7 protein-coding genes are annotated in these 11932 nt (G+C 71.7%); 1 reads left to right on the top strand and 6 read right to left on the bottom strand.

The annotated features are described in order from the left end of the window. Window positions 1-128: 128 nt before the first annotated feature. The 4 genes from metG to AB0I28_RS16920 all read right to left on the bottom strand — a co-directional run bounded on the left by metG (window position 129) and on the right by AB0I28_RS16920 (window position 6999). A complete protein-coding gene (metG, locus tag AB0I28_RS16935) occupies window positions 129-1667 on the bottom strand; it encodes a methionine--tRNA ligase (RefSeq protein ID WP_357494136.1) in 1539 nt (512 codons plus the stop codon). A gap of 276 nt (window positions 1668-1943) precedes the next feature. Continuing rightward, window positions 1944-2291 (bottom strand): hypothetical protein, encoded by a 348-nt coding sequence (locus AB0I28_RS16930; RefSeq protein ID WP_357494134.1) that lies wholly within the window; start codon window positions 2289-2291, stop codon window positions 1944-1946. Window positions 2292-2293: 2 nt separating this feature from the next. After that, entirely contained in the window at window positions 2294-2761 is a 468-nt protein-coding gene (locus AB0I28_RS16925; protein ID WP_357494132.1) for a prevent-host-death protein, read from the bottom strand. Window positions 2762-3315: 554 nt separating this feature from the next. After that, on the bottom strand, window positions 3316-6999 hold the full coding sequence (locus AB0I28_RS16920; RefSeq protein WP_357494130.1) for a S8 family serine peptidase: 3684 nt from the start codon (window positions 6997-6999) through the stop codon (window positions 3316-3318). 172 nt (window positions 7000-7171) lie between these two features. On the opposite strand from AB0I28_RS16920, the gene AB0I28_RS16915 reads away from it, so the two are divergent. Then, window positions 7172-10498: a WD40 repeat domain-containing protein gene (locus AB0I28_RS16915; protein ID WP_357494128.1), complete on the top strand. Its 3327-nt coding sequence runs from the start codon at window positions 7172-7174 to the stop codon at window positions 10496-10498. Here the strand turns inward: AB0I28_RS16915 and AB0I28_RS16910 are convergent. Beyond that, window positions 10495-11418: a Ppx/GppA phosphatase family protein gene (locus tag AB0I28_RS16910; RefSeq protein WP_357494126.1), complete on the bottom strand. Its 924-nt coding sequence runs from the start codon at window positions 11416-11418 to the stop codon at window positions 10495-10497. The two genes, AB0I28_RS16915 and AB0I28_RS16910, sit on opposite strands and share 4 nt — an antisense overlap. Beyond that, window positions 11415-11906 (bottom strand): DUF501 domain-containing protein, encoded by a 492-nt coding sequence (locus AB0I28_RS16905; protein ID WP_357494124.1) that lies wholly within the window; start codon window positions 11904-11906, stop codon window positions 11415-11417. Before AB0I28_RS16905 ends, AB0I28_RS16910 begins: the two co-directional genes overlap by 4 nt. Window positions 11907-11932 lie beyond the last annotated feature (26 nt).

The following is an 11932-nucleotide window of genomic DNA, read 5'->3' as shown; positions in this document are numbered from 1 at the left end:
GGATGCCGGAAGGGCGGCTGAGGTCGCGCGGACTGCTATCCACAATGGATGGACGAGGGACCGGCGGCCGTGAAAGCCGAGCCCGCCGGTGCGGGTGCCCGCCGCTCGCGGCGACGGGCACCCGCGCCTCACGCGGCGATCTCGACGGCCTCCCGCACCTCCAGGCGCGGGTAGACGGGCGCGGCGGGCGCGACCGACGGGCCCTCGCCGCATTGCTCGACGACGCGCGCGGCGAGTCCGGGAACGAAAGGCGCCAGCTCCGCGCCGAGGGCACGGCAGGCGCCGACGAGCAGTGAAAGGACGGTGTCGAGGCGGACGCCGTCGACGAGGGAGCCGCCCTTCTCCCCCTTGGCGAGGTCCCAGGGCCGGTTGGTCTCGACGAAGCGGTTGGCCGCGTCGACCGCGCGCACGATCGCGCCGGTCGCGGCGCGGAAGTCGAAGTCGGCGACAGCGGCGTCCACGGCGGCCGGCAGAGCGTCGAAGACCTCCGCGAAGGCCCTGTCGTCGGCGTCGACGAGCGTGTCCGGCGCGACGACGGCACCGCCCCGGTAGCGCCAGATCATGCTCACTACCCGGTTGACGAGATTCCCGAGCCCGTTGGCGAGGTCCTCGTTGGCGCGGGTGACCAGCCGCTCGACGGTGAAGTCGGCGTCCCCCACCCGCGGCACCTCCCGCAACAGCCACCAGCGCAGCGCGTCGGCACCATAGGTCTCGGCCAGCGCCACCGGGTCGACGGCGTTGCCGAGCGACTTGCCGATCTTGCGGCCGTCGACGGTCACGTAGTCGTGGACGAAGATGTCGCTGGGCAGGCGCACGCCCGCCGACAGCAGCATCGCCGGCCAGTACACCGCGTGGAAGCGGATGATCCCCTTCCCGATGACGTGCACCCGCCGGTCCCCGCCGGTCCACCAGCGGTCGAAGTCGGGTGTGCGGTCGTCGTCGGAGCCGTAGCCCAGGGCGGTGATGTAGTTGCCCAGGGCGTCGTACCAGACGTAGACGACCTGCTCGGGATCCCCGGGGACCGGCACACCCCACCCGTGCGCGCGCGTCCGCGAGCGCGAGATGGAGAAGTCGTGCAACCCGCCGTCGATGAGGGACAGGACCTCGTTGCGCCGCGACTCGGGCTCGACGCGCAACTCGCCGGAGGTGATGAGCTCCTTGAGCCGGTCGCCGTAGCGGGAGAGGCGGAAGAACCAGTTCTCCTCGGAGATCAGCTGGGGTTCGGTGCCGTGCTCGGGACACAGGCCGTCGGCGAGGTCACCGGGGGCGTAGAACTGCTCGCAGCCGACGCAGTAGCGGCCCTCGTAGTGCTTCTTGTAGAGGTCGCCGGACTGCTCGCAGGCCCGCCAGAGCCGCTCGACACCGGGCCGATGGCGCGGGTCGGAGCTGGTGCGGATGAAGTCGTCGAAGCTGAGGTCGAGTGGGGCTTTGAGGCCTTCGAACAGGGCGGCGTTGCGGGCGACGAGGTCCTCGACCGAAATGCCCTCCGCGGCGGCGGCCTTGACGTTCTTGAGGGAGTTGTCATCGGTGCCGGTGAGGAAGCGGACGGGCTCACCCCGCCCGCGCTTGTGGCGGGCGAGGGCGTCGGCCTGAACGATTTCGAGGGTGAAACCGATGTGCGGCGCCGAGTTGACGTACGGGATCGCGGTGGTGAGGTAGAAGGTCACGAGCGGGTCCTCCGACTGAGGTGACGGGGCCGCCGAACTCGTGCGAAGGCCCCGGAAGGGGGCCTGGTGGTATGCGAACGGCCGCCCCTAGAAGGGGCGCATCATTCGGGTGCCGGTACGCATGGGGCCATGATAGCGGAGGGTGCCGTGGATGAAGCGACTTGCGGGCGGTATCGGCGGCTATGACCACGCGCGGGCGGAGGCGGGGGAAGAGAAGGGCCATTATTAACGCGAACTCCGGCCCTCTCTCCCCTTCCGTCCAGCACCCTCGGGCGGCTACTTCGTCTCGTTCGGGTGGCTCGTGTGCACCTGCTCAAGGAATACCGTGTGCTCGTCGACGTAGAACCAGACGCGCGCGGTGCCCTTCATCGTCGGCTTGTGCTGCCAACGCTCATGGTTCTTCCCACTACGCTGGATCTCGCCGAGCTCACCCTTTAGGCGGTAGTTCGTCGGCGTCGTGGACAGCGGCGTGCGCGTGAGAAAGTCCCAGGCGTCGCTCATGGAGTTGCGGATCGTCGCCACGAGGTCCCGCCAGCCCTTCTGTGCGTCCGTGGTGGCGAAGCGGATCTCATACTCGACCTTCTTTGGAGGCCTCGGGACGAGCTCGCCTTTCTTGGCGGCCACGCTCAGGGACGCCCAACGGCCACGGCGGCATCCTCTTCGTCGAGCCACTCAAGGTCGGCGGCGCCCAGGCCTGCCGCGACGGCGGTTGCCGTCTCCTTCCAGGACGTCAGCTCGGCAATCGCCAGGTGCGGCTGATCGGTCGAGAACGACGCGCGCGCGGCATCGACGAGATCCTGGGCGCAGGTCTCGCGGTCGACGGGGGAGAGCGCCAGCATCCACGGGAAGGCCTTCGCCATGCGCTCGGCGAGCGTGCCCGCATCATCCAGGGTTACGGTAATCAGCTGCGCGGCGAAGTTCAGCAGGCCCGCGCGTCCTTCGGCCTCGCGTTGCGACATCAAGACCAGCGGCGCGCCGTCTCGGCGGGTCACCGTGACAGGGTGGTCCTCGGCCTCAGCAAAGACCTCGGCCGAGCGTTTGCTCAGGTCCGAGGAACGTCGCGTGGCGGCAGGGAGGCCGGCTGTGATGGTCATGGACCCATTGTATTCGGAACATGTTCGGAAGTCCAGCGAAGGCCGGCCTGACACCTGCGTCAGTGCTCTCTGAGGGCGAGCCACAACGCCGCCAAGGCGGGAGAAGAATCTCGCCGACCACTGGTACAACGAGCGGAAGCCCGCCCCACGGCAACGCACAGAGCGAAACCGACGCGTCAGACGGGTCCAGGGGCGGAGCCCCGGCAGGGTCGGGGACGGAGTCTCGGTGGGGATCTGGAGGCGAAGCCCTCCAGCGGGGGTGCTGGGGGCGGAGCCACCCAGCCGGGTCGTGACGCGAGGGACCTCCCGCAGCGCCCAACGGACGCAGAAGGCGCGGAAAGCGCGAAGCGGGCAGCGAAAGCGGCGTGAGGCATGAACACCTCGCCCGGCAACGCCCCAGCGCCGCCCCAAGCCCGCACAAGCGAACCTGAGACGGCGCCGAACCCACCCGCCGGGCACCGCACCACCGCGACCCCGGCCAGAGGGGGGCCTGGGGTGGAGACGGAGTCTCCCCCCAGACGCGCGCGAAGCGAGCAGAGACACAGCAAGCAGAGCTACCGCATCCCGAACGCCCGGATCACCTCCTGCGACACCGCATTCCCCGCGTCGTCGTGCGCCGTCGCGCGCAGGGACACGTACTTCGAGGCGTCCTTGGGCACGTTCAGCGTCGTCTTCCACCCGCCGTTTCCATCGGCGGTCAGCGTCGCGGTCTGCCAGGTCTTCCCGTCGTCGTAGGAGAACTCGAAGGTGGCGCCTTCGACGTTCCCGCCGCCGACGACTCCGGGCATGTGGGATGCCGAGAGGCCGACGGTGACCTTGCTGCCCGCCTTGACGTCGCCGCCGAGGTCGGTGTCGACGTCGTAGTCGAGCTGGAGGAGGGCGATGGCGCGCAGTTCGTCCTCGGTGTGGCCCTCGGAGGTGAAGGCCCATTCGGTGTGCGTCCGGGTCGAGTACTCCCACTTGTCGGGGCGTTGGGCGTCGAGGACGAGGCGGTAGTCGAGCCGTTCGACGGGCAGGTCGAGGTAGATGGCCTGCCACGCGCTCTGCTCCAGCAGGGTCTCGCCCTGGTAGAGCTTCAGGTCGAGGGTCTCCTCGTCGAGGAAGCCGGCGTGCCCGGTCCCGGAGTCGGTCCACGGGGTGATGTTGATCGTGGTCCACGTTCCGGGGTAGCGGATGGGCTGCCAGGCGCCGAGGCCGAGGCGGGGGCGCACGACCGGCTTGAACCAGTCGGAGGTCTGCCGCGAGCCCGGTGCGTACACGTCGCGTCCACCGCGCGACTCCCAGCCGAACCCGGCCGCGTTGCTGACCTCGTGGTACTCGGTGCCCTCGGGCGCCGAGACCCACTCGGTTCGCAGCGACGGCACCGGCAGGTACTCCTGGTACCCGATCGCGCGCGGCGACCAGGGACGCAGGTCGTAGCGGAAGCCGGAGCCCTCACCGGGGGTCTTGCCGTGGTACTTGGCGTCGACGCGGGCGAGTTCGCGCTTGGCGGGGCGGTAGGTCAGTTCGTTCGGGACGGCGCCCGGGTGCGGGTCGACCAGGTCGTAGACGAAGGGCGTGTACTTCGTCGACACCGCCGTCAGCGGGATTCCCCACTTGGCGAGGCGGATCAGTCCGGCGCCCTCGTCGGCCTTGAGCGCGACGACGAGCAGGCCGGCCTCGGCGTAGTACTCGGAGAGCACGCCGGGCCGGTCGTTGACGACGACGAGCAGCTTGACGCCGGCGGCGAGGGCCGCGGCGGCCCGGTCGGCGGGCGGGACCTCGTCGCTGCGGGTGATCACGGCGATCCTGCCCTTGGCGCGCAGGCCCTCGTAGTCGGCGGCCGCGCCCTTGCCGGCGTAGACGGTCTCCTTGGCGAGCCAGCGGAAGTCGGTCTGCATCGAACCGGCCTGGACGAGGGCGTCGACCTCGCCGAGCCCGAACAGGCTCAGCGTCAGCGGCGAGAGTCCCTTGCGCCAGCGGGCGTAGAACTCGAACTCGCCGACGGTGACCGGCGCGGTCGGCGTGACGTAGACGTCCTCGACGTACAGCGGCAGCATCAGGCCGTTGTCCATTGTGGACGCCTCGCTGAGGGTCCGGTGCGTCCATACGTGCCGCTGGCGGTCGACGGTGTCGACCGGTGTGACGGCGGTGCTCTTGACGGCCGTGCGGGCGTCGAGGACGACGGTGGTGTCGCCGTCCAGGACGACCTCGGGCGCGATGAGCACGACCAGTGAACCTTCGGCGGCCCCGTCGGGACCGGGCTGGTCGAGGAACATGGTGATGGCGAAGGTGCTCGGCGCCAGTCGCAGCTGCGTCTCGCCGTCGACGGCGACCGGGTAGGGCTCGACCCATTCGAGGCTCTGGATGCCGAAGTAACCGGCGGCCGGCTTGCCGTCGCGGCCGATGACCTTGACGGTCAGGCCGTAGCGCTCCTGCTCCTTCACCAGGCCGAGGCCGGTGTGGGCGACGGCGGTCCCGGCGACCGAGGCGGTCACCTTTCCGCCGAAGGTCTTACCCAGCGGCAGCAGCGAAGGCGTCGCCACGACGTCCACAGTGGAGCTGCCACCGGCCGGGACCGTCACGGTCGGCGCGGTGACGGTGAAGGCGCCCTCGGGAGCGGCGGTGCCGGTCTCGTCGGTGACCGCGACCGAGACGTCGACGGTGATGTCGGTGTCGCCGGAGTTGGTGTAGGTGACCGTCTTGGCGGCCGGCTGGTCCTCGTGCGGCCAGTCGTAGAAGCCGAAGTCGATCGCGCCCGTCGCGGTCAGCGAGGACGAGACGGCGGCGGCGAGGTCGACGCGGCCGGTGCCGATCTGGTACGGCGTGTACGCCAGCTGCGCCGAGGTGCTCATGAGCGCGTCCTTGATGCGCTCACCGTCCCAGTCGGGGTGCTGCTGCTTGAGGACCGCGGCGGCGCCGACCATGTGCGGCGTGGCCATCGAGGTGCCCGACATCGACTGGTACAGACCGGATCCGTCGGTGTACTGCGAGCGCGCCGCCGAGATGTCGACGCCGGGCGCCGAGAGGTCGGGCTTGAGGGCGAAGCTGCCGTGCAGCGGTCCCTGGCTGGTGAAGTAGGCGATCTCGTCGGACTTGTCGACCGCGCCGACGGTCAGCGCCGAGGCGGCCGAACCGGGCGAGCTGATGCAGCCCGAGCAGCCGGAGTTGCCGGCGGCGATGACGAAGAGGGTGTCGGAGTTGGCCGACAGCTCGTCGACGGCCAGCGACATCGGGTCGGTGCCGTCGTCGGGCGCCTGCCCGCCGAGACTGAGGTTGACCACGTCGGCGCCCTGTTCGACGGCCCATTCCATGGCGCCGATGATCCAGGAGTCCTGGCCGTAACCGCCGTCGTCGAGGACCTTGCCGACGATGACGTCGGCGCCGGGGGCGACGCCCTTGTGCTGTCCGTCGCCGATGCCGCTGCCGGCGATGGTGGAGGCGACGTGGGTGCCGTGGCCGTTGACGTCGTCGACGCCGCTGGGGCTGTCGGTGAAGTCCTTGGTGGCGGTGATCTGGCCGGCCAGGTCCACGTGCTCGGCGTCGATGCCGGTGTCGAGGACGGCGACGGTGATGCCGGTCCCGTCGTATCCGGCGGCCCACGCCTCGGGCGCGCCGATCTGCGGGACGCTCTGGGTGAGGTCGGCCTTGACCTTGCCGTCGAGCCACAGGTGGTCGACGCCGGTCGACAGCGCGCGGGCCCTGCCGGCCGAGGTCAGGTCGTCCCAGAGGGCGCCGGGCTCGTCGCCGTCGACGGTGTAGGCGGCGGCGTTGATACTGGGCAGCGCGCGGCCGCGGCCGGCGCCGTCGAAGGCCGAGAGGGTGCGGGGCATCGCCGAGCCGTAGGAGGCGATGACCGGAATGCCGTCGGTGTAGCCGTATTCGAGGAGCAGGTCGACGTTGAAGAGGTCGATGTCGACGGTGCGCGCGGAGACGTAGGGCATGGCCTCGTCGGGGATGACGTAGGTCGAGCCGTTGTAGGTCTGGGTGAGGACGCCGCCGGTGGCGCCTTCGGGCCGCTCGACCTCGATGGTCGAGGTGCCGTCGCCGATGGCGTGCACGCGCACGACGTCACCGGTGATGAGGGTGAGCGAGGTGTCGGCGGGCGCGCCCTGGGGAGTGGCCATGATGGACGGTGCGGTGGGGGGTTCGGTCGCCTGGACCGGAGTCGCGAGCCCGGAGAGGGCGAGCGCGGGCGCCATGGTGAGCGCCAGGGCGGGCGTGATGCGTCGGGCGACGCGTCTTCTGCTTGGGGGCATGCGCATCTTTATATGCGTCGATGCTCGCCGGTGACCTGTTCCGGCGTGACGAGTTCTCGTCCGGTCGTAAACTCGCCACCCGCTGTCGTGTGGGGCGCAGGCGTGGGCGGGTAGGGGGCTTCCTTGCGACGGCGATCGGCCACAGTGGACCGGCGCCTCGTAGGATCTCGCGATGCGACGGATCGACGAATGGCTGCGTACGACCGAAAAGGGCCTGTTCATCCTCATCGGCGACGCCGGGGCGCTTGAGCGGGTCACCGAGGCGACCGGTGAGGCCGGTCTCAACGTGGCGGGCCTGTCGGTCGCAGGCTGCGTCGCGGGGCTCTCCCTCGGTCGCGGTTTCGCCCGCGCCGACCGGGTCGGAGACTTCGCCGCGAGGCTTGCCGACCGCGACGGCGGCGACGTCACCCTCGTACTGCACGACGTCGACCGGGCCGCCGACCCCGAGGGCGTGGCGGGCACGGTGGCGCGCAGGCTCGCCACCGAACCGGGCGTGCGGGTCGTGGTGACCATGGCTCGCGACGATGCCCGCCTGCGCGCGATCCTCGGCCCGGCCGAGACCGTCGACCGAACACTGTGGACACAACGCTGGGCGAGCCGGACCGAGCCGTCCGCGAGCAGGCGGCTCACCGGGCATCGCGCCTACATCCACGCCATGGCGGTGCTTTCGCTGCCCGGAGGCCGGCCGCTGCTGGCGTCGGGGTGCGATGACGGGACGATCCGCCTGTGGGACCCGGTCGCCGCCGAGCAGTTCGGCGGGCCGATCACCGCCCACGAGGACGGAGTGACCGCCCTCGCGGCGATCCCCTGGCACGACGGGCGGACCGTGCTCGCCTCGGGCGGCAACGACTGGATCGTGCGCCTGTGGGACCCGCTGACCGGGCTGCGACTGGAACCGGAGTTCGTGCAGGGCTGCGGGATCTCGGCACTGGCGGCCGTCGCGACCCCCGAAGGTGTGCGAATCGCCGTCGACGGAGCCGAGCCCCGCCTGTGGAACCCGGCCGTCCCCGGCGACGTTCGCCCGCTGGGCGCGGCCGAGGGTTCCATGAGTTCCTTCGCCGTGCTCACCACCGGCGGCCGGACGTTGCTGGCGGCGGGACTCCACGACGGGCCGGCGTCCACATGGGACCTGGAGACCGGCGAGCGCCGTTCCCTTCCGGAGGGCTCGACGGGCAAGCTCGCCGCCGTCGGCGGGCTCCTCGCGACCGCCGGCCCCGGAGGCCGTGCGCGGCTGTGGGATCCGCTGACCGGCGAGCATCTGCGCGACACCACCGAGTGCCACGAGGGCTGGCGCAAGCCCGTCGGTGAGATCACCGCGCTGACCGCCGTGCCGACCGCCGACGGCCGCGTCCTGCTGGCCACGGCGGGATCCGATGACGGTGTGCGCCTGTGGGATCCCGTGACCGGCGCGGCCGACGGCGGCACGATCGTCGTGGGCAAGGGCATCACCTACGCGATGGCCCCTTTGGCACTGCCCGACGGCCGCGTTCTGCTCGCCTACTCCACCGGCCAGGACGTGTGGCTGTGGGACACCGCCGCCGCGAGCCCGCTGGGGCACGGGCAGCCGGTCCACACGGTCGCCGTCGACGGCGAGGGCGTGCTGACCTCCACCGACCTGTACTCCGCAAGGCGCTGGGACGTGGCCACCGGTGAGCCGCTCGGGAGTTTCACGCCCGAGGACGTCGACACGGTCCAGCGCGCGTTCACCCTCGCCGAGGGCCGCACGCTGATCGTCGACCGCCACTTCGACTCGCGTGTCTGGGATCCGGCGAGCGGCGAACGCCTCGCGGTGGTGCCGGCGCCGTTCGTCCGGGCGGTGCGCCTGCCCGGCGGCGCCGACCGGCTCGTGTCGGCGGTCTCGTACCTGAACCGTTCTGCCGACGACGATCCGCCGCTGCGCTTCTGGGATCCGGTCACCGGCGCCGAGACCGGCGCGATCACCTGGCCGGGTGGCCGGATCCGCCTTGTCATGCCGATCCCGCGTCCCGACGGGAGCCTGTGGCTGGCCTGCCGCACCGACGACAACGCACTGCTGCTCCTCGACGCGCTCAGCGGCGAGGAAGTGGGCGCGGTGCCGCCCGAGGCGGCCGAGCACCGGCTGCTCCTCGTGCTGTCCGACGGCCTCGTGCTGTCCGCAGACGAGGACGGCGTGCTCTCACGGTGGGATCTTGCGACCGCTGAGCCCTCCGCTCCGGCCCTGCCGGGCTCCGGCGGTCCCGTGGTGTCGGCGGTCCAGATCGCCGCAGTGGAGGGAATCTGGCTCGCCACCGCCGACGATCGCGGCGTCTCCCTGTGGGTGCTCGGGGAGCGCGAGTCCGCCCGAGTCGCCGAGATCGACCTCGGTTCGAGGGTCCGGTCGCTGACGGCGCTGCCCGACGGCGGTCTCGCCGTCGGCACCGACAACGGCCTCACCGTTCTCGACGTGCACACCGGCCGGTCCTGGCATCCGCTCCGGCAGGCGCCACCGTCCCCGGCCGATTCCGAGCCCGAACCCGTGCGCACCCCCGACACCGGAACCGGCGAGTGGACGGTCGCCTGGCAGGCGAGCGGTTCGGGCCTGCGCGAGTTGTCGGCCACAGTGGACGGACGGCTGCTCGCCCTCGACGCCGAGGACGCGATCCACGTCTTCGCCGCCGACGGCACGCTGTGCCGCGAACCCTTCGGCGCCCACGACGGTCCGGTGAGCGCGCTGGCGTCGGTCGACTTCAACGGAACCGTCGTCGCGGCCACCTACGGACCCGACGGGCTCGACGAGGACGACGTCCGCGCGTTCCTCCTGTGGGACCTGGAGACCGGCGAGCGCGTCGGGGAGATCACCGACCCGGAGTTCGGCGAGTACGACATCGAGATCGGCAGGCTCGCCGCCTCGACCGGCGGTGATGTGCTCGTGGGCGTGCAGGGCAACGAGTGGGGCTCGGCGGGGGCGGCGTGGAGCCCCCGGACAGGTGAGGAGCTGCACGCCTTCGGCATCGAGTCGGTCTCCGACGTCTACGTCCAGGACCTCGCCCCCGTCGAGATCGACGGCCGCGCGTGCGTCGTGGCCGTCTTCAGCGACTTCGACCAGGACGACGAGGACCAGGTGCTCGTCAGTGCTTTCGACCTCGCCTCGGGCGACCCCGTCGGGCGCGCCTGGCATCTGGCGGGCGACCAGGGCTACCCGCGCATCGCCGCGACCGTCCTCGACGGGCACGCGGTGATCGCCGCGTGGGTTCCCGGCGATCGCGTCCGGGTGCGCCGGATCGTCGACGGCGCACCGGTCGCGGCCTTCGACACCGCCGACGTCGGCCCCGTCGAGCACTTCGCCGCCGGAGCGATCGACGGGACACCGGTGCTGGCGGCCGCCCATGCCGAGGGCGCGGTGACCGTGTGGGATCTGGCCGCGCGCCGGCGGATCGTCACCGCGCGGCCGGGCGCGGTCGGGGACCTGGTGTTCACGCCCGGCGGGCTGCTCGTGCTCACCGGGCCGGAAGGGCTCACGGCGGTGGAGGTGCGGGGTTAGGGCTGGTCCGCCACACTCCAGGCGATCCCGTCGAGGATGTCGTGCTCGCTGGCGATGACCTCGCCGGCTCCGCTGCGCTCCATCAGCACCCGCAGGATCAGCGCGCCGGCGCCGATCACGTCGGCGCGTCCGGGGTGCATGACGCCGTGCGCGAGCCGCTGCGCGCTGGTCTGCGCCAGCAGTTCGCCGGTCACCCGGGCCACGTCGTCGTAGGAGACGCGCGCGTGGTGGATGCGCTCGGGTTCGTACTCGCCGAGGCCGAGGGCCAGCGCGGTCACGGTCGTCACCGACCCGGCGAGCCCGACGAGGGTCCGCGCGGTGCGGCCGGGGTCCACGGTGGACAGTCCGGTGTCGACGGCGGCGGCGATGTCGGCGGTCGCGGCGGCGACCTGCGCGGCGGTCGGCGGGTCGTCGTGGAGGTGGCGCTCGGTCATCCGCACGCAGCCGATGTCCATCGACCGCGCGGCGGTCACCGCCTTGTCGCCGAGCACGAACTCCGTCGAGCCGCCGCCGATGTCGGCGACCAGGAAGGGCGCCTCGATCTCCGGCGGCAGGCCGCGCACGGCCCCACCGAAGGACAGCGCCGCCTCCTCGTCGCCGGTGATGACCTCCGGGGCCACACCGAGGATCGAGGTGACCATCGCGGTGAACTCCGCGGCGTTGGCCGCGTCGCGGCTGGCGCTCGTGGCGACCATCCGGACGCGCTCGGCGCCCAGCTCGCGCAGCTGCGCGGCGTAGTCGGTCAGGGCCTTGCGGGTGCGGTCCAGAGCGGCCTGCGACAGCCGCCCGGTCTTGTCGACGCCCTCGCCGAGGCGCACGATCTCCATGCGCCGCACCACGTCGGTCAGCCGCCCCCCGTCGATGTCGCAGACGAGCAGCCGAATGGAGTTCGTCCCGCAGTCGATCCCGGCGACCCTCATTCGCTCTCCTCCGCCACACAGGGGCCCGCGGCCCACCACTCGCCGACCAGGTCGCGCGTCTCGTCCCCGAAGGGGTTCACGCCCCGGCCGACGGCCAGCGAATGCCCGAGGTGAACGTGCAGGCACTTCACCCGGGTGGGCATGCCGCCCGCAGAGATCCCGGCGATCTCGGGCACCTCGCCCAGCTTCGCGCGCCGCGCCAGGTAGTCCTCGTGGGCCGCCTGGTAGCGCGCCGCCAGCTCGGGGTCCTCGGCCAGCCGCTCCTGCATCTCCTTCATCACCCCGGCCGCCTCAAGGCGCCCGACGGCGCTGGCCGCCTTGGGGCAGGTCAGGTAGAACGTCGTCGGGAAGGGCGTGCCGTCCGACAGCCTCGGCAGGGTCGCCACGGTGTCGGGGTTCCCGCACGGGCAGCGATGTGCCACTTCATGGACGTCGCGAGGCGGGCGACCCAGCTGGGCGGCCACCGCCCGCCGGTCGTCTTCGTTCAAGCTCAACTCGGTTCAATCCGCCCTGT

The organism is Phytomonospora sp. NPDC050363 (assembly GCF_040655735.1).
Lineage (GTDB): Bacteria > Actinomycetota > Actinomycetes > Mycobacteriales > Micromonosporaceae > Phytomonospora.
This window is presented reverse-complemented; position numbering and strand designations above follow the sequence as displayed.